Below are 20,424 nucleotides of genomic sequence, written 5' to 3'. Positions count from 1 at the left end.
ACGGATCGGGCGCCAGAAACACGAAAACTGCCCGCGCGGGATGGCGCGGATCATACCCTCTGAGGGCGGCACGATGCTTCTGAGAGTCGACGTCAGACCCCTGCGGATCCGAAGAGCCGCAGGGGTATCTGGGTCAGTGACCCAGTCCCAGAGTGCGCAGATCGTCGTAGCGGCTGCGGGCGATCAGAGCCTCGGTCTCGAGGCTGTCGAGGGTCTCCGGATGGGCGTCTTCATCAAAGGCGGCGAGGTAGGCATCGAAGGCCATGTCGGCTTGCAGTTCGGCGAGGTCGATGGATTGTTCGAGTGTCATGGTGTGATCCTTTCCGTTGATCGTCGTTGGACGGATCGTGGAAAAGACCGGGGGCATGAGAGCGGGCTGCACCCGGCACGGGGCGCAATGAAATGGAGCACGCCGGGGGCAGGTTTGTTGTGGGCGATGCCCCGCAGCGCTCAAGGCGTCAGCCGTCCAGAAACCTGCCCCCGGCGTTGCCGGCCGCTCGACCCCGGGCTAGCGATCTAAAAGGCCAACAGGTCGACGGAAAGGTGCGCGGCGGCGACCCCGGCGTGCGACGTCGCCCCCCGGACGTATGACTTTGATCTGCGGTTTCCAACCTCGCGACACAGGGTGAGTTCGGCACCCCCGGCAGCTTCACCAAGAATACCCAGGCGCCGGTTGCTCGACCGTCGGAGGGGTGCGCTTGGCTCGCCAAGTGGGCTCCCAGTTTTCCTCTGCTTACTTTCGGCTCACCCTCGGGTTCGCGCGATCCACTCTGTCCCTCAACAGAACGATCAAAGCTGCTTCTGCGATCGATCCAGTCAGACTATCCGCCTCGGTGTCAGCCTCCGAAATATGCGGCGTTCTTCGGACACGGGTTTCGGACCCGAACTGCTGCCATTCCCCGGAACGAGAAAAGGCCAGACCGCCGGAGCGGTCTGGCCCTTGGTTTAGGCGGCGTCTTTCGGGCCCCAGGGGATGACGGCCTGCAGGGACAGATCGTCCTGGTTCGCGGCCTTGCCGAGGTTGGCGTTGAAGCCGTGATCGCGGATGGTCAGCGTGTAATAGTCCGCGCCGGTCTCCTTGTTCTGCTTTTTCCAGATGCCACCACACTCAACCAGCTTGCCGCGGGGGGAGCGGCCGAGGACGCGGTGCGTGGGGGCCATCGGGTTCGAGCTCGCGACGGGTTCGACCGTGATGTCGAGGTCGAAGGTCAGGGTCGAGATGGAGCCGACGCCTTTGGCGGTTTCGATGTCGGCGCTGGTGAATTTGATGCAGTTCGTGGTCATTGCTCTTCTCCTTGTTTGCGTTGCAATGATGGTCACCTTGCAGCTGGCCAAGGCCCGGCGACACCGAAGGCGAAGCGCAGCGGAGAGGGGCAGGCGCCGGTCTTTTTGATCCGCGCGGAATGACCCGCAGGGTCAGGGGAAAAAGATCGGAGACAACCTTTGTGGACGGGACGACAGCTGCGACCAGCATTTCATGCAAAGCAACACATCGGGAGAAGTGCGGTGGCCGCGAAGGAAACCCAGGTAAACAGCCGATGGAACTGCCGGCGGCGGTGTCTTTTCTGCCCTCTCACCCCGAGCCGCAGCCGGACGGGTTCGCGCTTTGCCGAGCCCTGCCTAACGTTTCGCGACCTCACTCATACGTAGCAAGCTGGTTGAGTGCGGTGCCATCTGGCAGAGCGATTTCAAGCTGACCTCCGAGGCATCTGCACCGGGCGCGGGTCATCCCGATTTCGAACGACCCCTCTTCGGCAGCCGAATCCTTTGCGATTTCTTGCATCGCGCTGATCACCAGCCCTCTGCCAGCTTTGGCCAGAGCGATCCGGCGGTCGTCGAAACTCCTTTGCGGTCAATGATGGCAGAACAGCATGTCCGGCAAAGCGAGGAGTAACACCGGCTGATACGGGAAAAAGGGGATCATTGAAGCGACCCGCCCCGCCCCAGCGACCGTTACCGAATGGCCGAGATGAAGCGTTGCCACGACCATGCGACGGCTGGTCGGGCTGGCTCCGGAGGAGACGGCGCGGCCAGCAGCACGTCGCAGGGAGAGGCGGCGTTTCATCTCGGGGAGGGCGGCTGCCTGCAGCCGACCGATTAGGGCGCGGTCCTGACCAAAGGGCAGGAGGGGCCAATGTTCCCCTTGAATGCTTCAACTTAAGGATCAAAAATTACTTCAACGGCAGGACCATTGAGACAGGCGGGACACACTTTGATTGAGCTGAAAATCGAACTTGTTGGCATCAAACCACCCATCTGGCGCCGGATCCTCGTGCCGAATGACATCAGCTTGGACATCCTGCATTCCGTTCTCCAGGGCGCTATGCCTTGGCAAGACTATCATCTGCATGAGTTCGAGATTGGCGAAGACAGGTTCGAGGCCCGCGACGAAAGTGACGACAGCTGGGACCCAAACGATGGCCGGAAGGACGAAAAGAAGTTTGCTCTTGGAGAGCTGGTCAAGAAAGGCAGTCAGTTCACATATACTTATGATTTCGGCGATGGTTGGCGGCATCTCGTCACCGTTGAGAAGATTAGCAAACCAACCGGAAGACCAGATCTGGACTTCCCCGCCTGTGTTGCCGGAGAGCGAGCGTGCCCGCCAGAGGACTGTGGAGGGCCCTACTCATACGAAGAGTTTCTCGACGCGCTGACCGACAAACACCACCCGGAACATCGCGATACAAAGCAATGGGCGGGCGCGTTCGAACCGGAAGTGTTCAGCGTGCAGCAAGCCAATGCTGCCGTTGGTGCGATGTTTGTATGGGCAAAAGAACGCCACAATCGAAAGTGAAACCTGACTCTGGTTTGGCGCAGCGGCTTCGACATGGGCACAAAGCTTCAACTTTTCGATCCGAATGGCCGAGCGTCTTCTCAGCCAATCTAGGGCATCCACGCCCTGCTTTGCTGGTGAGCTTCAGAGCCGACAACCACCAGTCTCTTTGAGAATTTCAGAATTTGTCGATCCTTAACGGACTACTTCACAGGTTTTCACAGAAACAAGTAGCGGCCTCTTTAAAAATATATCATTGTGTCGCACATGAATGGACAAGAACACGAAAAGCTAAAGAGCCTTCTTGAGGCTGTCCCCACGGGGTTCCTCGTGGACTCCGCCTGGCTTGAGCACCACGGGATAGGCCGGCGTTCATCCTACGCCTATGTTCAACGCGGCTGGCTGGAACGCCTTGGCCGCGGCGTCTTCCGCCGCCCCTCACCAAGCAGCGCCACCACGAACACGCTCGACTGGAAGACCTGCCTGCTCTCGCTCCAGCACATCATGCACTACCCTGTCCATATCGGGGGCGCGACGGCATTGGGCCTGCAAGGCTATGCGCACTATCTCTCCCTCGGCGACAAAAGCACGGTTTGGCTCTACGGCTCAAAAATCCCCAACTGGCTCGAAAAACTGCCGCTCAACGCCGAACTCCGCACACGCAGCGTATCGCTGTTCTCCGATCCAGAGTTGGGTGTCAACGACGCGCGAAATAATCTCAACGAGACAGCATCGTCCCTGCCATGGGACTGGAAACTGGTGATGTCCTCGCCGGAACGCGCGATCTTTGAGGCGCTGGACGAGTTGCCGGATCAGGAGAGCTTTCACAACCTCGACATGGTGTTCGAAAGCCTGACGACGTTGCGCCCAAGAACCCTCTCGGCACTGCTCAGAAGTTGCAAGAAGATCAAGGTCAAACGCCTGTTCTTCGTGTTCGCCGACCGCCACGACCATGCCTGGCGCAAGCGACTCGATCCGGAAGAGTTCGACCTCGGCAGCGGGGATCGCGCATTGGTCAAAGGCGGCAAGATACATCCGCGCTACAGGATCATGGTGCCCGAAGAGTTTGTAAGAAAGGAACGTGGTCATGGCGCGTGAAGACTATGCCGCCCAAGTGGCCCTGCTCGTGCGGGTACTTCCATATGTCGCGAAGGAGGAGATATTTGCGCTCAAGGGCGGGACAGCCATCAACCTCTTCTATCGCGACCTTCCGCGGCTCTCAGTCGATATCGATCTGACCTATCTGCCTGTCAAGGACCGCGCCGAAAGCCTCGTCGAGATCAACGACGCGATGAACCGGATTGCCGCTGCCATCGAAGGCGGCATCACCGGCGCCAAAGCGCAGCGCATTGCCGGCGGCGGCGGCGGCGCCACGCGTGCGCTCGCACGCCTCGGCGCAGCCGAAATCAAAATCGAAACCTCCCCCGTTACCCGGGGCGTCGTGCATGATCCGGAACAACGTGAAGTCTCCGAAGCCGTCGAGCAGGAGTTCGGATATGCGACGATGAACATCGTCGCTTTCGAAGATTTGTTCGGCGGTAAGCTACATGCGGCCCTCGATCGCCAGCACCCGCGAGACCTCTACGACGTCAAGCTCCTCTACGAGAATGAAGGGTTTACCGACGAGTTGTTCCGTACTTTTCTGATCTACGTTGCGAGTTCACCCCGCCCGCCGCACGAACTTCTGAACCCAAACCTGATCGATCTGGATCAGCCCTATGCCCGGGAATTCGAGGGCATGACGAAGGGAGCGGTCGACCTTGCGGAATTGGTCTCAACGCGCGACCGCCTGATCGGTGATATCCAATCCCGCTTGGATGAGAGCGCGAAGAGGTTTCTGAGAACCCTGCATGAAGGCGACCCCGACTTCGACGCGATCGACCGCCCTCAAGCGGCCGAGCTTCCGGCGGTCAGATGGAAGCTCATCAACGTGAACAAGCTGAAAGCAGAAAACCCGGAGAAGCACGCCGTCCAAGGGGAAGAGCTGGAGAAGCTCCTCGGCTGAAGATGGATCAGAGATGACTGATTTCGAGAACGACCCCGACTACGAAGAATGCTTGGTCACGTTTTTTGATGTGCTCGGCTTTCCAACAAGTCTGCGGGCCGCCCCAGTTTCGAGGCGGCCACTTCCAGAGCGTCAATCTTGTCTTCGCGCGACAACGAAAAATAGGTTTGGTTTTCTGTCATTGCGACGACGCAAGCGCGCTAAGTTCCTTGGCCATCCAGGTTGGCGCACCGGCACGAAGGCTCAGAAGCTCGCGCTGCTCCTCTTCGTTCAATGTCGCCTTGATACGCCTCAAAGCCTGCGCAGCTTCGGTTTTGCCGAAATATGCAAGCGCCCGAAAAGCGTGGCCGGCACGACTGTTGGGTGCACGAAGCTGCCAGCTCGGCACATGTTTAAGCTCGACGCTTTGCGCTCCGAGTTTCAGATGACGGCTCGGCCCGGAAGTCCAATAGACTTGACGGGATGGATTCTGTGTCGAAATACCGAGCAGGTTCGCTGCCGACGCCCCGCTTTGCGACACACGCTCACCGGTTGATTTCGCAATGTGCTCAACCACGGCCTGAACCGAGGGTGCCCGGCTCCCGAAGCGGGTTTTCACGGGCAGTGCGAACAATCCGCGTCTCACACGCAGAAGCTCCCCACGTCGAACCAAACGCGACAGCGCCTGGTCGACCGCGGCACGCTCTCCGAGGTGCAACAACTCCCGCGCCGACAGGGTCGCCCCCTCCGGCAGCGCTTCAGCATAGGCCTTGATCGCTTGAGATGTGGTTTGCATGCTCGCCTCCATGTGTCAGATATATAGCTTAGTTTCTGACGGTTTTCAAGCTGAAGCTTCCGTGGGTCAGTCTCGCTTAGGACCAGATCGCACTATTGGGACACCTTCCCCGAGCCTCTGAGGCACAAGGAGGAGATTCATGACGACGGCAAATCATGACCAATTGGGTTCGCGTTGTAAGGCCCATATCGACCAAGCGACAAGAACGGCCCAAACCAGCCATGGCCGCTGTCGTCAATCGCTGCGCTGCAGCTTCACCAGACCGGACTTTCACTGCAGATGCATGATCTCGGTGCCATCGACCTCACAGCTTGCAGCAAAGCCTGCCGTTCGGCCAACGGCCGTGAAGGTCTGCTTCCCACCCGTTAGCAGACTTTAGGAGGCGCTTGTACACAAAAACGCACACTGGACGCCGTAACACCTTGATAGCGAATCAAAATCGCTCCTTGGGTTTAATTCAAGACCGACGCGATTGCCGAACGGAGTGGCCGAACCCGGGGGGCTGACATCCAACGTCTACACCCTCTGCTGCCATCATTTCCTACCCGACAGTCACACCAAAGATTGTGCCGACTGCCGCTGTCGCGGCCATCGCGAGGGCGCCCCAGAGCGTGACCCTGGCGGCCCCTCGCGCGACGCCAGCGCCGCCCGCCGAGGCGCCCAGTCCACCGAGAACCGCGAGGCCAATGATCGTCGATGCTGCCACCAAGAGCGCGATCAACGTTTCCGGCACGAGCAGCACCACGATCAGTGGAAGCACCGCGCCGACGGCAAAAGTCAGCGCCGAAACCAATGCCGCCTGGACCGGGCGGGCCGTCACGGTCTCGGAAATGCCCAGCTCGTCGCGCGCATGCGACCCAAGCGCGTCTCGCTCGGTCAGTTGAACCGCGACCTTCTCGGCCAGATCCCGATCAAGACCTCGATCGACATAGATCAGGGTTAGTTCCTCAAGCTCAGCCTCCGGTGTTTCCTCAAGTTCGCGCGTTTCGCGCGCAAGGTCGGCTTGCTCGGCGTCGGTCTGGGAACTGACTGACACGTACTCGCCTGCAGCCATCGACATCGCACCGGCCACGAGCCCGGCCAACCCCGCGATCAGGACCTCGGGCTTTTCGGACCCCGCTGCGGCGACGCCGACGATAAGGCTCGCGGTCGAGACGAGACCGTCATTGGCCCCAAGTACGGCCGCCCGCAGCCAGCCGATGCGGTGCACCATGTGGATTTCGGAATGCGAGAGACGGCTCATGGCGTGGCTCCTTGAACAATGTCGGCTTGCCCTGACGTTGCGGGCTGTGGTTTGGCCATAGCAGGCTCATGCGGCACAATGCGCAGCGCCCGCAGGGCGTTGAGGATCACGGCGACGTCTATCACCTCCTGTAGAAGCGCTCCCTGCACAGGGGTGAGGTAGCCGAAGGCGGCGGCAATCATGCCAAGAACCGAAAGGCCGATCCCGGCGACAACACTTTCGACGGCGATCCGCCGGGACGCGCGGGCGATCTCGATGCCGGGCCCAAGCCGGTCGATCCGGTCGACAAGCAGCACCACGTCAGCGGCCTCGGCGGAGGCAGCGGCGCCCCGAGCACCCATGGCCACACCGACATCGGCTGCCGCGAGTGCCGGCGCGTCGTTCACGCCGTCGCCCACCATCATGACGGGTCCGTGCTTGCGCTCTGTGAGAACAAGGAGAACTTTCTGATCCGGCGTCAGCCCGGCGCGCAGACCGTCGAGACCCAGCCCCTCGGTCACGCGCTCGGCCACATCTGCGCGGTCGCCTGTGGCCAACAGTATACGCCCGATACCCTCGCGGCGCAGACCTTCCAGCATGACGCCCGCGCCCTCGCGCAATGGGTCGGACATCACCAGATGCCCGACCATGTGTCCATCGACCGCTACGGCGACAAGGACCGATCCGGCGCTCTTGGCGGTGGCGGGGTGATCGCCCGTCATCCGCCCAACCCGGGACGCCACGAAACCGTCGCCGCCGACGATCACGCTGCGGCCCTCGACATGGCCCACGACCCCTTCCCCCGGAAACTCGGCAACCTCGGACGGCACGGGCAGCGTTAAGCCCTGCGCCTTCGCGGCGGCGACGACGGCCTGTGCCACTGGGTGCTTGGAGGCCTGATCGAGGGATGCCGCAAAGAGCAGGATGTCGTCCTCGTCCATGCCATCCGCACTATTTATCGACACGATCTTCGGGCGGCCATCCGTCAGCGTTCCGGTTTTGTCGAGGATGAGCGTGCGGATCCGCGCCATCGTTTCGAGTGGCCCCGCGCCCTTGATCAGCACGCCGAAATGCGCGGCTCGCGACAGGCCCGCGACCAGCGCCACAGGAACGGCGAGGATCAGCGGACAGGGCGTCGCCACGACCAGAACGGCGACGGCCCGGATGGGGTCGCCGGTGAACCACCAGGCAGCGAAGGCTATGGTCACGGTGACGGCCAGGAATCCCAGAGACCATCGGTCGGCCAGCCGTGACATCGGTGCCTTGGACGCCTGCGCCTCCTCGACCAGTCTGACGATTCCGGCATAGGTGCTGTCCTTGGCCTCGCGGGTCGCCGTGACGTCGAAAGCCTCGCCTGCATTGGTAGAGCCGCTCATGGCCTCGGCCCCGCGTGCAAGCCGCACCGGTAGCGACTCGCCGGTCAGCGCCGAAGTATCGACAAAGGCCGCGTCAGAGGCCACCGTGCCGTCCACCGGCACCACGTCGCCCTGACGGATCAGCAGCCGATCGCCGGGAGCGATTTCCTCAAGCGGTATATCTTCGAGGCCGCCATTGCGATGCCGTGTCGCTGTCCGCGGAACTCGGGACAACAGGTCGTGCATCTCGTGCCGGGCGCGGCCTTCTGCGAAGCTTTCGAGGAAGGTGCCACCGGAATACATCACCGCGACGACCGCCGCGGCGAGAGTCTCACCGAAGACGAGCGCGGCAGTCATCGACAGCGCTGCGACGATATCGAGGCCCACCTCGCCGCGTCCAATGCTGCGCAGGATCTCGACTGTGAGCGCGGCAAGGGCTGGAACAACCCCGGCGAACCAGACGATGTTCGCGATGTCGCGCCTGCCAGCGAAATAGAATGCAAGACCCGCGATCAGACCAATCACGGCCAGAAGCAGAATTGCGGTCTTGAAGCGATCGGTGCGGGTCTGGTCCATTCGGCTTATCTCCCCTCTGCTGGGGTCATCGCCGCTGGCTCTTCGGAAAAAAGTCGTCCGACTCCTACGCCCCTCGCGCTCCCTGCATCATCGCGCAGGAGGAACAGGGCGTCGAGCCCTTGTTTTCTTGCGAGTTTCGCTCCTTTGTCGAGACCGAGCACCATAAGCACCGTTGCCCAGGCATCGGCCTCGGCACAGCTGCGGGCAACGACGGTGACGGAGGCAGGCGACGCGATCAGCGGCGCGCCGCGTCTCGGATCCATTGTGTGCGAGAGACGGCGACCCTGCACCTCGACCCAGTGGCGGTAGTCGCCCGAGGTCGCGACGGCCGCGTCCTGCAGCGCGAGGATTGAATGCGGCCTTCGGCGCTCGGAGTCCGGCGCCTCGACCGCGATGGTCCAGGCCTCGCCGTCTGGCCGCACACCCATCGCCCGCATCTCGCCGTCAATCCCTATGAGTCCGGCGGAAATCCCATGATCGCGCAGGGTCTCGGCCAGGCGGTCGACGCCATAACCCTTGGCGATACCGTTGAGGTCGAGCGCGACGGGCGCGGTCTTGCGAACGTGGTCGCCGTCGAACTCCAGGACTTCATGCGCCGGGCAACGAGGGTTTTTCATCGCTGCGCGGATGCCATCCGGCGTGACGTCTCCTGGCCCGAAGCCCCAAGCTTTAACCGCGTCGCCCATGCCGATATCGAAGGCCCCGCCGGAGGCGCGCCCGATCTCCAGGCCGAGGCGTATCACCTCGCGCAATCGCGCGGGAACAGCGATCCATTCGCCGACCGGCGCCGCATTGAGCCGCATCAGGTGGCTATCGGGTTTCCAGGTGGACATCTGTGCGTCCACCTCATCGACAGCCGCCTGAAGCGCCACGCGGACCGTGGCCGGGTCGAAGTCCGGTTCCGCGAAGAACAGCGTGGACCAGCGTGTGCCCATGGTCGGTCCGTTCAGCGCGACCTTCACCAGCTCAGTAGACATCTTCGACATACCGCCCCTCCGCCTTCAGGACTGCCGGCGTGAGCCCGGCCGGCGCGAGGATCTCGGCCAGCGTATCGGCCACGCCCGCCGCCATTTCACGACCGCCGCAGACCATCACGCGCGCCCCGTCACGGATCAGTCTGGTGACCTGGGCCGCGTCGTCCCGCAACGCGTCCTGCACGTAGTGCGGATGCTCCACCCGCGAGACCGCCATGACCAGACGCACCAGGCGTTCCTCATCCTGCCAGGCGGGCAGTTCCTCGCCGTAGAAGAAATCGCTTTTGGGATGCCGCATCCCGAAGAAGAGGTGGATGGGCCTGCGGCGCGTGTTGCCGCGCACAAAACCCGCGAGCGGCCCGATGCCGGTCCCCGCGCCGATCAGGATCAGCGGTGCCCGGCTCGGCCCCGGACGGAAGCCAGGGTTGCGGCGGAGGAAGGCGGTGACCGTATCGCCCGGCTCCAGGGCCGTGAGCTGACCCGAGCAGAGACCGCCGGGGTGCTTTTTCACGACGATCTCGATGAAGCCGTCGCAGCGCGCGGAGGCGAGCGAATAGAGCCGCGGGACGGCGCTTCCTTCCGGCAGGACGCCGATCAGGTCACCGGCCTCGAACCGCGCGAAGCCCGCCCCGACCAGCCGCTGCCAGAGCGTGACGCGCGGAAGCGCGAAGCGGAGGATCGCGGTCGGGGCCTGCACCTCGGCGCCGTAGTCGCGGCGCGAGACGAGGGTCAACGTTTCAGTTTTCGGCAAGACGGGCTGGTGCGACAGCTCGAGGTCGATCCTGAGAGCGTCGCCCAGTGCGCGGCCCCAGCGGGCGAAATCCTGCGGCGATTGGCGGTCGACGGTTTCGAGCGGAAGAAGCTCGGGCCAGCCCTTCGCCTGCGCCGCTGCTGCGACGTCCTTGGCGAAGGCGCAAAAGGCTGGAAAGCTGCGGTCGCCGAAGCCAAGCACCGCAATGGGCATGTCTGGCACCCGATCGAACGCGTTCAGCCGATCGAGAAAGCCCTTCGCTGAGGCGGGCGCCGCCCCGTCGCCGTAAGTCGCGGCGAGCAGGATGATCCGCTCGGCCCTCGTGTAGCGCTCTGGCGCAAAGCCCGACATCGGGCCGACATGGACGCTCTGCCCGGCTTGCGTCAGCGCGGCATGAAGCGTCGCGGCAAAGCCCCAGGTGCTTCCCCCCTCGCTGCCGACGAGCAGGATCGTCCCGGCGCGGCCTGCGGGCTGGTTGCCCCGGATGCGCGGCCGCGCGCGCCGCCCGGCGAGCCAGATCAGGACGCCGGTAGCGCCCATCGCGGGCACGCCGAGCGCCATGAGCCCGAGCACGAGACCGAGCACCGCCGCACCCTGTCCGGTGTGCAGCATGTAGATCGTCTCGGAGACGCGCTCCCATCCGGTCAGGTCGGCCCAGGCCAGGAGGGCACCGTCGCCCTGATCGAGATATCCGGTGCCCCGGTCGGTCTTGAGCGTGAAGACATCCGTGGTGTCCCCGGGATAGGGAAAGCTCAGCTCGCGCAGGTCTGCGACTGGTATTTCGCTCAGACCGGCAAGGCGGTCGAGCGCAACGCCCGTCTCATTGCTCACCTCGGCCGGAAAGGCCGGCGGGGCTCCGCCATCGGGAAGCAGGTCGAAGGTCGACGCCGTCATCCACAAAGCCGTAGTCGAGGAAAGCAGAAGGCCAACCACGGCGATCCGGGCGATTTCGACGTGAAGACGACCAGCGAGCGGTCCGCGCAGAGGCGCAAACCAGTGCCGCCATCCGCCCGTCCGGCGCGCGACCAGTGCCGCTCCGGAAAGGGAGAGGACCAGCATCGCGGCCGCCCCTGCAGCCATGGCGATGCGCCCGCCGTCGCCCAGAAACAACGAGCGATGCAGGTTGGTAATCCAGCGTTCAACTTGATTGGGATCAGCCGAGGCCACGCCCTCACCCGTGGCGGGGTCGATCACGGCGGCGCCCGGCGTGCCTTGATCGAACCAGTAGGCGGTGATCTGTCCCGATGGCGACCGGCGGATCTGCTCGACGCCCGGATAGACCAACTGGATGCGATCCGCGAGAGTGGCGACCGTCAGTTCGGTCTCTGCCTGTGGCGCGGCAAGCCGCTCGGCCGCAGGAAAGACAGACAGCGCCGCGCCACTCAAGCTGAGGATGGTGACGAGCACGAGGGCCAGCAGACCCGGCCAGCGATGGAGTGCACGGATCATGGCCCTCACTCCTCACATGTCGTAGGCGAAGCTGGCGACGTAGCGGCGCCCGGGCACAGAAGTCCCCGCACCGTCGGTCGTGAGTGGCACCGCCACCTCGTTCGGACTGTCGCGCATATCCTCGACGGCTGCGTCGATGTGAAGCGTGTACCCCGCATCGAACAGCGCATCGGCGAGGTCGAGAGTGATCTCCAGCGTGCGGCCCGCGCCAATGCTGGCGCCGGTGATGCCGTTCACTTGCGCGGTGTCGCCACCCGTGGCGCGGTACCAGTCGGTCAGATGCTCGTAGTATTTGGACTTGCCGCCAGCCATCCAGAGACTGCCGACATAGGCTCCAGAGGTATCTGTGACGTAGAGCGCAAGATAGGCGCCGTCGCCGCCGTAATTATTGAGCGTTGCGGTCAGTGTCACCGGCCGCGCCATGGCGAGGCTGGGGAGCGTTAGCGCGGTGGTGAGAGCGAGCGTTGCGAGAAGCGATTTCATCGGATGTATCCTTATTCGGAGAGGGGCTGCGGAGTGGTTCAGTTCACCTGAACCTGCGGCGGGGCACCGTTCCCGAAAAGGCCGTTCTTCGGCGGTGCGACGGTGCCCGCGGGCGCGGGATTGCGGGCGCCACCGCGACAGTCATCATCGTCATCGTCATCATCGTCATCGTCATCATCGTCATCGTCATCGTCGTCATCGTCATCGTCGTCGCAGTCGTCGTCATCATCGTCGCCATAGCGGCTCCGCGAGCCGTTACGGTAGCGGTCATCGTCATCGTCGTCGTCGCTTGCAAGAATGAGCGGCATCGCTTGCGCGCGCTCTTCGAAGAACGCAGTGAACGGCCGAAGGCCGCCGTCGGGCGCCTGCATCGCGCTCCAGGCAGGGACGCCGATCGCTGTCGTCAACGCGGTTGTGGCGGCGAGAAATGTCAGGGTCTTTTTCATGGCAGGGTCTCCTTTCGTCTGCTGAGGACAATCTGGAGAGCCGACCTGAGGGTTTCCTGACAGCGCGGCAGTTTCCGCTTCAGCTTGCTGTCAGGAAAGAAAAAGACCCCGCCGATCAGGGCGGGGCCAGGTTCGGCCGATGGGACGATCGACCTTGGGGGACTCCTCCGGTCAGGCGATGTCGCCCGGCTCGGGCGCACGTTTGGTACCGGTGACCATGGACCGCGCAAGGTTTTCGCGATGCCGGAACGAGGTCAGAACCACGCCGCCTATATGTACCGCGATCAGCAGAAGCATCAGGTTGGCAAGGGTTTCGTGCACCTCCCCCACTGCGCTTTCACCGCCTTCACCATATTCTGAGCGTTCGTCGCCATCCTCGTCGGCCCAGGCTGTCGCCACGATCTGCGGAACATCGGGCAGCATCGCCATGCGGGTCTCATCCTCCATCAGCCACCCCGTGAAAGCGGTTCCCGACAGGGCGATCAGCAGTGCTACGACCATCACAGCACCTGCGGGATTGTGGCCCAGATAGCGGCGCTCACGACCACCTACCATGTCGCTGAGATACCGGACTGTCGCCGACGGCCCTTTAAGAAACTGGGAAAAGCGGGCATAGCGGCTTCCGACAAATCCCCAGATCAGACGGAAGGCCACCAGCCCGGCAACGACGTATCCCGCCACCTCATGGACCGTCGAGAGCTCTTCGGCGCTCAGGTATGCCACCACGAAGGCCACCACGAGCCCCCAGTGGAAAATCCGCACCAGCGGGTCCCAGACGCGGACCGGACCATCGGCATCATGTCTTCCGGCCTCGCCTTCGGTCGCATAGGTTTCAGTCATCGTCGTCATCCTCGTACTCGAATTCAATGATTTGCAGATTCGACGGGTGCACCGTCACCTCGATCCGGCGGCCCTCGGCGTCGCGGCCGTCAATTTCATAGCAGCCGTCGTCGATCTTGATGCGCCGCACGGTCCAGCCGTTCTCTTCGGCCAGTCGAGTGACGGCATCGCGCGGTTGCCAATCGGCCATCGGCACAAAGCAATCATCGTCCGCCAGTGCGGAGCCGGCCGGGAACACCGCGAGAAAGCCGAGAATTGTCAATGTCTTCTTCATAGGCCAAACTCCTCATGGGGCGCGTCTCGTTGCAAGGTATGCGCCACGAAGCTGACAGCAGGCTGAAGAAGTTCATCCGCGCGCGTAAGCTTTGCGTCAGCCGTAGCCGCCAAAAGAAGGTTAGGGACAAAAGGAAAGAACAAATATGCGCATCCTGCTGATCGAGGACGACACGGTTCTGGGAGCCGCAGTGCGCGACCAGATTGCCGCCGATGGCCAATCGGTGGACTGGGTCACGCGCCTCGATACGGCCGGCGATGCGGTGAGGGTCACGTCCTATGACCTGATGCTCCTGGATCTGATGCTTCCGGATGGCCGGGGCATCGGGTTCCTCAAAGGCCTGCGCGCGCGGGGAGATGTGACCCCGGTCATCATCCTGACCGCGCTCGACCAGGTCTCGGATCGGATCGAAGGGCTGAACGTGGGCGCCGACGATTACCTCGTGAAGCCCTTCGACCTTGCCGAGCTGTCTGCCCGGATCGGCTCTGTCGCCCGGCGTTACAGCGGCAACCCGAATCCCATCCTCACCCATGGGTCATTGGACATCGACCTTGCTGCACGCAGTGTTCACCGCGACGGCAAGCCCGTTGCGCTGACGGCCCGCGAATGGGCGCTGTTCGACGCCTTCCTCGCCCGGCCCGGTCAGCTGCTGTCAAAGGCGCAACTGGAGGAGAGGCTCTACGCCTTTGACGCCGAGGTGGAGAGCAACACGATCGAGGTCCATGTCAGCCGCCTGCGCAAAAAGCTCGGGAGCGAGGTCATTGAGACCGAGCGCGGCATGGGCTACCGCCTGGGCAAACCATGAGGTGGCCCGCGAGCCTCATGGCGCGGCTGGCCCTGTCGGTCGGCCTTGTGCTGACGGTACTTTGGCTGCTCGCTGCGAGCGTCACCGGCGTGATTGTCCGGGGCGAGATGGACGAAGTCTTCGACAGTGCCCTGCGCGAGACCGCTGAGCGGATCCTGCCGCTGGCCGTGACCGACATTGTCGGACGGGAAGATGAGGGGGTAACGCAACGGCTCGCCCCGATCCGGGAACACGACGAGTTCTTTACGTATCTCGTCCGCGATGCCGAAGGGCGCGTCCTGCTGCAATCCCATGCGGCGGACCCCGCTGTGTTTCCGCCCTATGACGGGCCGGGGTTTCGGCAGACCGCCACCCATCGCCTCTACGGTGACGCAGCGCTTCAAGGGACGATCCGCATCACTGTGGCCGAACCGCTGGCACATCGTGCGTCGACCGCGCGTGAAATCCAGATGGGCCTTAGTCTGCCGCTGCTGATCGTCCTGCCGGTCGCCTTGACTGCGATCATCCTTGCTGTCCGTTTCAGCCTCGACCCGTTGCGCCGGTTCCGGGTGCGGCTGGAGTCGCGCGGCGCGCGCGACCTTTCAGAGGTTCCCGCTGACGATCTGCCAAGGGAGATCGGGCCACTGGCCGACACGCTGAACAGCCTGCTGGGCAGGTTGCGCGATGCGTTCGAGGCCGAGCGCAGCTTTGCTGCGAATGCCGCGCACGAGCTTCGAACGCCGCTCGCGGGTGCCATTGCGCAGGCGCAGCGGCTCCGCTCGGAGACGCGCGACCCGGCCATTGACGCCCGGGCGGCCGATATCGAGGCGTCCCTAAAGCGGCTGACGCGGCTTTCCGAACGGCTCATGCAACTTGCGCGGGCCGAAGGCGGGCGCCTTCGGATGGACCAAAGCGCGGATCTTCGCTCCGTCGTGCGGATTGTGGTGGACGATATCGGACGCGCGGGCACGCCGGGCCGCATCGTGCTGACACTGCCGGAAACGGCCGTCATGTCGGACATTGACCCCGACGCCTTCGCCATCCTCTGCCGGAATCTCCTGGAAAATGCCCTTCGCCATGGCGAGGAAAATGCTCCGGTTGACATGACGCTGACGGCGGAGGGGCGGCTTGTCGTCGCGAATGATGGTCCTGTTCTCTCCCGTGACACCCTTGACCGCCTCACCGCCCGTTTTGAGCGTGCAAGTGCAAGCACCGACGGCAGTGGGCTGGGCCTCGCCATCGTCGCCGCCATCGCGAACCGGATCGGTAGTCCGCTCAGCTTGGCATCTCCGCGTCCGGGCAGGTCTTCCGGTTTCGAGGCCTCCATCAAGCTACCGGCAGCCCCCGCCGGAGACCTCGCGCAAGGCATGATGCAAAGGGAGTGACAATTCGAGGAGCATCAGCACCTTCGCGCTTGCTGGCATGTTACCGCATAATCGCTCATCATCAGTACGATCGCCGAGCCATGCAGCAACGAGGCCGGTGCTTTGGCCACCCAAGCCCCAGAACCGCTTAATCAAAAGACTTTCCGCCGCCCACGCAACACAATGCCGATTTGCGCGATCGAAGCATCTACACAAACTGCCCTTCGACGTCCGTCGAAATACTGAATACTCGCTTAAATCGACACTATCCATCACGAGTTAGATGCAAAGATCGTTTTCGCATGACCGCTTCCACCGGCTTTCAGACGTCGGTTCAAATCGCCGCGTTGGTCAATCCAGGCTCCGGTCAGCCTTGCGACCGCGCAGAAAAATTCGCGGTGCAACGCAATCTGAATGTCAGCTCTCAATGAAGCTGCCGCGTCGCATCGCGGTTGCAGCGAACTTCCGGAATCCGCCGACAACGACGAGGAGGGAATACCCTGTCGCCAATAGATGCATGAGGCTTCGTTTGGAAATCCTGAAACGATTATCACATTGTAATCGTGCGGCTTTCTTGGCCCGCGGATGAATCGGTGCACCGCAAATGAAACGATAAGCAGAACGGCGGACTTCACCCTCTGCATCGGCAGCTGGTTACCCGAAATCGACTTGTGGTGCTTCGTCGACAACCCCCGCATCCGCCAACTGCTCCCGATCCGGAAGATCGCGAAGGCTCTCTAACCCGAACGCCACGAGAAACTGCTCGGTCGTCACAAAGGTGTAGGGAGCCCCTCGCCGGGGCGACCTTGGCCCGGTCTGTCACTTAGCACTTAAAGATGATAATCTGATCTTCCTTATTTCAATGACTTAGCTTTGCCCCTAAATGTGAGAATTGGCACTTAAATTAATAATGGAGACTGGACTTTAGCCCTTAATTCGATAATTGTGGCTCCGATTTTGTCGGGTTCTCATTGTGACCGAACCACTTCTATACGAGATAGACGACGCCGTGTGGGCAGAAGCCTGTCGCCGTGCGGCTGCGATCCGCAGATTCCTGGAATCCAGTTCCGGTGAGTCAACAGTGGCCGCTATTGCCGATCTTGCCTCCGAACTGCAGGTCAGCCAAGCGACGACCTACCGTTTGCTGAGGCGGTTTCGGGCGGACGGAACTGTCATGTCGCTCGTTGAGACCAAGCGCGGACGCCCGACGGGCCATCGCGCTTTGGATGCTCGGCGCGAGGAGATCATCGAGAAGGCAATCCGCACGTACTATCTGAAACCGACCCGGCCACCGGTCTCGCAGCTGGTGCGGGACATTGAAACGGATTGCGCTTCGGCAGGATTGAAGTCGCCGCATCGCCGAACGATCGAGCGGCGGCTGGGCGACCTGGACCTGCGCCACCGGGCGCAGCGTCGGGGCGAAACGCGGACCGTAAAAGCAACGACGGCGGTCCCGGGAACACTGAGCACCTCCCGACCCCTCGAGATTGTTCAGATCGATCACACGAAGGCCGACATCTTTGTCGTCGATGAGGAAACCCGCGAACCAATCGGACGACCGTGGCTGACCCTGGCCATGGATGTCTTTAGCCGTATGGTGACGGGCTTCTACTTGACCATGGATGCGCCATCCCGGCTTTCGACGAGCCTATGCCTGCTGCATTCGGTCTATGACAAGACGGCCTGGCTCAAAGCGCGCGAGATCGAAGAGCCCTGGCCCGTGGCCGGCCTTCCCGACCGGGTGCATGTGGACAATGGCGCGGATTTCCGGAGTCGCGCGTTCAAACGTGGCTGCGAGAATGCAGGCATTGCGATCGACTGGCGACCGCCGGGTACGCCGCGCTTCGGCGGACATATCGAGCGTTTGATCGGCACCCAGATGGGACGGCTGCACCTGTTGCCCGGTACGACCTTCAGCAACGCTCAGGACCTCGCGGAGTATGATTCAAGAAAACATGCGGCGCTGACCCTGCGCGAGTTGGAGCGCTATATCGCCCTCGACATTGTCGGGTCCTATCATCAATCCATCCACAGCTCGCTGAGCCGCCCTCCCCTCGCCGTCTGGTGGGACCATGAAGGCGAGATCCCTCTGCGGCTGCCTGAGGATCGATTGCAGTTCTGGGTCTCTTTCCTGCCGGAGCAGGAACGGACCTTGCGTCCAACCGGCATTCACCTGTTCGATCTGCGCTACTGGTCAGCCGCACTCAGCGCCGATGTCGGCCGGACTGAGCGGCGGCTTCTCGTGAAGTATGATCCGCGTGATATGTCGCGTGTGTTCGTGCGGCGGCCCTCAGGCAACTTCGTCGAAGCCCGCTACGCGGACCTGACCCTGGCACCCATTTCCCTGCACGAGGCTTTGACGGCGCGTCGCACCCTGCGTGAGAAAGGGCGGCGTGAAGTCGATAGCCGCGCGGTTGTGAGGACCGCACTCGAACAGCGGAAGTTGGTTGATGAGGCCGTAAACAGAACCGCTGCCGTGCGGCGCGGCAAAGCTCAGCCGAGGCGTGCCGACGACCTCCGGGATACGGGCACGCTCCGTGGTGTCGACTCCAGCAAACCGGTGCCTTTTGTTGAGGACACCGAATGAGCTGGAGCCATAATGACGAACGATCACCCTCATCTTACCGCCGACGCGGCAGCCCTGCTGTCTGAACCCCAGGCGGGACGCATTCGCGCCATCAGGTCCCGCCGTTGGGTTCTCTACCCTCGCGCAAAGCAAGCCCTCGATCGCCTCGAGGCGCTCCTTGATCATCCGAGAGGTTCCCGCATGCCGTCTGTCGCGATCTATGGCGACAGCGGGATGGGCAAGACCATGATCATGCAACGCTTCCGCGATCAGCATCCGCCACATCTTGATCGCCGTACCGGGATTCTGAAGACACCGGTCCTGGCCATGGAAATGGTTAGCCGCCCCGGCGAGCGGCGCTTCTATGGTGAACTGCTTTCCCTCCTCGGCGCACCCCAGGCACCGCGGGCCGATATTGCTCAGATGGAACAGGCGACGCTGCGGATTATGAAGGCAATCGGCACCCAGGTTCTGGTCATCGACGAGGTCCACAACATCCTCGCCGGGACCTATCGAGAGCAACGTATCGTGCTCAACATGCTGCGCTTTCTCAGCAATCGGCTCCAAATCTCACTGGTCTGCTTCGGCGTGAACGACGCCCGGGAAGCCATCGGCGGTGACGTTCAACTTGCGCGACGCTTCGAGCAACTCACCCTGAACCGTTGGGCCGCCAACGAAGACTTCGAGACGCTGATCGCGTCGATCCTGCGCAATACGCCATTGCGGCGACCCTCTGTGCTGACGCCGAAATCCCTGCGGCGCATTCTGCAGATTACGGACGGTATCACGGCGAACATCTTCCAGATGCTGGGCAGTCTTGCGATCGAGGCTATCGAGAGCGGGACCGAACACATCACCGACGGCGCCGTCGAGGCTTGGGTGCCTGCATTTGATGCCGAAGCGGTCTTCGCATGACGGGACCCCTGCCCGTCACCTTGCCACCTCTGCGCGGCGAAGTCCTGTCATCCTGGATCAGTCGCCACGCGGACTTCTATGGCGTCACGCCGTTGACCATGTTGCGCCATGGATTGCCGGATGCGACATCCCTTGAGGCAATCGATTTTTCCCTGACCAACGCCCAAGCGAACCGGATTGCGGGGATGTTCGGTGTCAGCCCGCAACTTGTACGCAGCCTGAGCTTCGCGGGTGCCCCCAAAGCGGCTCACCGGTTCATCGCCAAGAGTCCAATGCAGCGTTGCGGGCGGTGCACTCAAACCGATGTCAGCCCTCCGCCAATTCTTAGAAGCGAATTGCAGGGGTGGCGGATCACTTGCTCGCACTGTGGGGAACCCTACCAGGACAAGACCACCAGTGACGGCGAACGGACGCTTGAGCCATATCGCGCGGCAGCACGTCGCGGTGAGACCTTGTTGAACAACCACGCAGAGCGCCGCGTGGAAACATGGCTGCCACCTCTGGAGATCGCGCGGCTTCTGCTCATGCGCCGCATCCCCTGGCCGCCCCCGCGTGACGGCGATCTCTGGCGCTACCGGCTCCTCGGCGCCATCGTCCCCGATTTCGATGCCATACTGGCCAGGGAGACTTCGTTTCCACATTCGCCAAAACACCCCATCCTGCCACTCTGCATCCGACCCGCGCTCCTGGCAGGCGTGGCGATCATTGACCGCGCAGGGCCACCGATGCTGAAGATGCTGCACGGGCACATGATGGGCGAGAACAGAAAGCGCTTTGTCATGGCGACAGACCATTTGGTAAGCCCGGCGATCGAGTGGGGACCACCCCAGCAGTTCCAACTGATATGAAACCCGGGCCAGATGATTCTCAGC

At 62.6% G+C, this 20,424-nt stretch carries 20 protein-coding genes and 1 pseudogene; 9 read left to right on the top strand and 12 right to left on the bottom strand.

Going from position 1 to position 20,424, the window contains the following annotated elements:
• Positions 1–133 precede the first annotated feature (133 nt).
• Both ACRARG_RS18770 and ACRARG_RS18765 read right to left on the bottom strand, forming a co-directional pair.
• Positions 134–310, bottom strand: coding sequence for a hypothetical protein (locus ACRARG_RS18770; protein WP_170109353.1), 177 nt, complete (start codon positions 308–310; stop codon positions 134–136).
• Positions 311–945: 635 nt separating this feature from the next.
• Positions 946–1,284, bottom strand: coding sequence for a DUF736 domain-containing protein (locus tag ACRARG_RS18765; protein ID WP_008335659.1), 339 nt, complete (start codon positions 1,282–1,284; stop codon positions 946–948).
• Positions 1,285–2,212: 928 nt separating this feature from the next.
• Here ACRARG_RS18765 and ACRARG_RS18760 point away from each other — a divergent pair.
• The 3 genes from ACRARG_RS18760 (at position 2,213) to ACRARG_RS18750 (ending at position 4,778) form a co-directional block, all read left to right on the top strand.
• Positions 2,213–2,794, top strand: a complete 582-nt coding sequence (locus ACRARG_RS18760) for a plasmid pRiA4b ORF-3 family protein (protein ID WP_245890225.1) — start codon at positions 2,213–2,215, stop codon at positions 2,792–2,794.
• A gap of 246 nt (positions 2,795–3,040) precedes the next feature.
• Positions 3,041–3,871 (top strand): type IV toxin-antitoxin system AbiEi family antitoxin domain-containing protein, encoded by an 831-nt coding sequence (locus tag ACRARG_RS18755; protein ID WP_107817731.1) that lies wholly within the window; start codon positions 3,041–3,043, stop codon positions 3,869–3,871.
• On the top strand, positions 3,861–4,778 hold the full coding sequence (locus tag ACRARG_RS18750) for a nucleotidyl transferase AbiEii/AbiGii toxin family protein (RefSeq protein WP_107817730.1): 918 nt from the start codon (positions 3,861–3,863) through the stop codon (positions 4,776–4,778). The genes ACRARG_RS18755 and ACRARG_RS18750 overlap by 11 nt, the downstream gene beginning before the upstream one ends.
• A gap of 178 nt (positions 4,779–4,956) precedes the next feature.
• Here the strand turns inward: ACRARG_RS18750 and ACRARG_RS18745 are convergent, their stop codons facing one another.
• The 9 genes from ACRARG_RS18745 to ACRARG_RS18705 form a co-directional block, all read right to left on the bottom strand.
• A complete protein-coding gene (locus ACRARG_RS18745) occupies positions 4,957–5,553 on the bottom strand; it encodes a DUF6088 family protein (RefSeq protein ID WP_107817737.1) in 597 nt (198 codons plus the stop codon).
• A 541-nt stretch (positions 5,554–6,094) separates the two neighbouring features.
• Entirely contained in the window at positions 6,095–6,796 is a 702-nt protein-coding gene (locus tag ACRARG_RS18740; RefSeq protein ID WP_078572358.1) for a VIT1/CCC1 transporter family protein, read from the bottom strand.
• Positions 6,793–8,706, bottom strand: a complete 1,914-nt coding sequence (locus ACRARG_RS18735; protein ID WP_088726623.1) for a heavy metal translocating P-type ATPase — start codon at positions 8,704–8,706, stop codon at positions 6,793–6,795. Before ACRARG_RS18735 ends, ACRARG_RS18740 begins: the two co-directional genes overlap by 4 nt.
• Before the next feature lie 5 nt (positions 8,707–8,711).
• Positions 8,712–9,692: an FAD:protein FMN transferase gene (locus tag ACRARG_RS18730; protein WP_038147442.1), complete on the bottom strand. Its 981-nt coding sequence runs from the start codon at positions 9,690–9,692 to the stop codon at positions 8,712–8,714.
• Entirely contained in the window at positions 9,673–11,880 is a 2,208-nt protein-coding gene (locus ACRARG_RS18725) for a PepSY domain-containing protein (protein ID WP_078572356.1), read from the bottom strand. Before ACRARG_RS18725 ends, ACRARG_RS18730 begins: the two co-directional genes overlap by 20 nt.
• 12 nt (positions 11,881–11,892) lie before the next feature.
• Complete coding sequence (locus ACRARG_RS18720) at positions 11,893–12,363, bottom strand: DUF2271 domain-containing protein (RefSeq protein ID WP_078572355.1); 471 nt, start codon at positions 12,361–12,363, stop codon at positions 11,893–11,895.
• A gap of 38 nt (positions 12,364–12,401) precedes the next feature.
• Positions 12,402–12,809: a hypothetical protein gene (locus ACRARG_RS18715; RefSeq protein WP_107817729.1), complete on the bottom strand. Its 408-nt coding sequence runs from the start codon at positions 12,807–12,809 to the stop codon at positions 12,402–12,404.
• A gap of 171 nt (positions 12,810–12,980) precedes the next feature.
• A complete protein-coding gene (locus ACRARG_RS18710) occupies positions 12,981–13,649 on the bottom strand; it encodes a cytochrome b/b6 domain-containing protein (protein WP_078572353.1) in 669 nt (222 codons plus the stop codon).
• Complete coding sequence (locus ACRARG_RS18705) at positions 13,642–13,923, bottom strand: PepSY domain-containing protein (RefSeq protein ID WP_078572352.1); 282 nt, start codon at positions 13,921–13,923, stop codon at positions 13,642–13,644. The genes ACRARG_RS18710 and ACRARG_RS18705 overlap by 8 nt, the downstream gene beginning before the upstream one ends.
• 145 nt (positions 13,924–14,068) lie before the next feature.
• Between ACRARG_RS18705 and ACRARG_RS18700 the strand changes: the two genes are divergently transcribed.
• From ACRARG_RS18700 to ACRARG_RS18690, 3 genes are all read left to right on the top strand, one after another.
• On the top strand, positions 14,069–14,728 hold the full coding sequence (locus ACRARG_RS18700; RefSeq protein ID WP_078572351.1) for a response regulator: 660 nt from the start codon (positions 14,069–14,071) through the stop codon (positions 14,726–14,728).
• The gene (locus ACRARG_RS18695) at positions 14,725–16,092 is read left to right on the top strand and encodes an ATP-binding protein (RefSeq protein WP_078572350.1); all 1,368 of its coding nucleotides are present in this window, start codon (positions 14,725–14,727) and stop codon (positions 16,090–16,092) included. The genes ACRARG_RS18700 and ACRARG_RS18695 overlap by 4 nt, the downstream gene beginning before the upstream one ends.
• Before the next feature lie 281 nt (positions 16,093–16,373).
• Positions 16,374–16,502, top strand: coding sequence for a hypothetical protein (locus tag ACRARG_RS18690; protein ID WP_274840669.1), 129 nt, complete (start codon positions 16,374–16,376; stop codon positions 16,500–16,502).
• Positions 16,503–16,725: 223 nt separating this feature from the next.
• Here ACRARG_RS18690 and ACRARG_RS18685 read toward each other — a convergent pair.
• Positions 16,726–16,887 (bottom strand): annotated as a pseudogene (locus ACRARG_RS18685) (SMC-Scp complex subunit ScpB); the annotation flags it as partial.
• 157 nt (positions 16,888–17,044) lie between these two features.
• Between ACRARG_RS18685 and ACRARG_RS18680 the strand changes: the two are divergent.
• The 3 genes from ACRARG_RS18680 to ACRARG_RS18670 are packed head-to-tail and all read left to right on the top strand — an operon-like array spanning position 17,045 to position 20,400.
• Positions 17,045–18,658: a TnsB C-terminal domain-containing protein gene (locus tag ACRARG_RS18680; RefSeq protein ID WP_107817728.1), complete on the top strand. Its 1,614-nt coding sequence runs from the start codon at positions 17,045–17,047 to the stop codon at positions 18,656–18,658.
• A 12-nt stretch (positions 18,659–18,670) separates the two neighbouring features.
• Positions 18,671–19,552, top strand: coding sequence for a TniB family NTP-binding protein (locus tag ACRARG_RS18675; RefSeq protein ID WP_067267035.1), 882 nt, complete (start codon positions 18,671–18,673; stop codon positions 19,550–19,552).
• Positions 19,549–20,400 carry a TniQ family protein gene (locus ACRARG_RS18670; RefSeq protein WP_082852112.1) on the top strand — a complete coding sequence of 284 codons (852 nt, stop codon included), beginning with the start codon at positions 19,549–19,551 and terminating at the stop codon, positions 20,398–20,400. The genes ACRARG_RS18675 and ACRARG_RS18670 overlap by 4 nt, the downstream gene beginning before the upstream one ends.
• Positions 20,401–20,424 lie beyond the last annotated feature (24 nt).

The organism is Pseudooceanicola profundi (assembly GCF_050897955.1).
Lineage (GTDB): Bacteria > Pseudomonadota > Alphaproteobacteria > Rhodobacterales > Rhodobacteraceae > Pseudooceanicola.
Note: the sequence above shows the minus strand (reverse complement) of the source record. Positions and strands in the feature narration are given on the sequence as shown.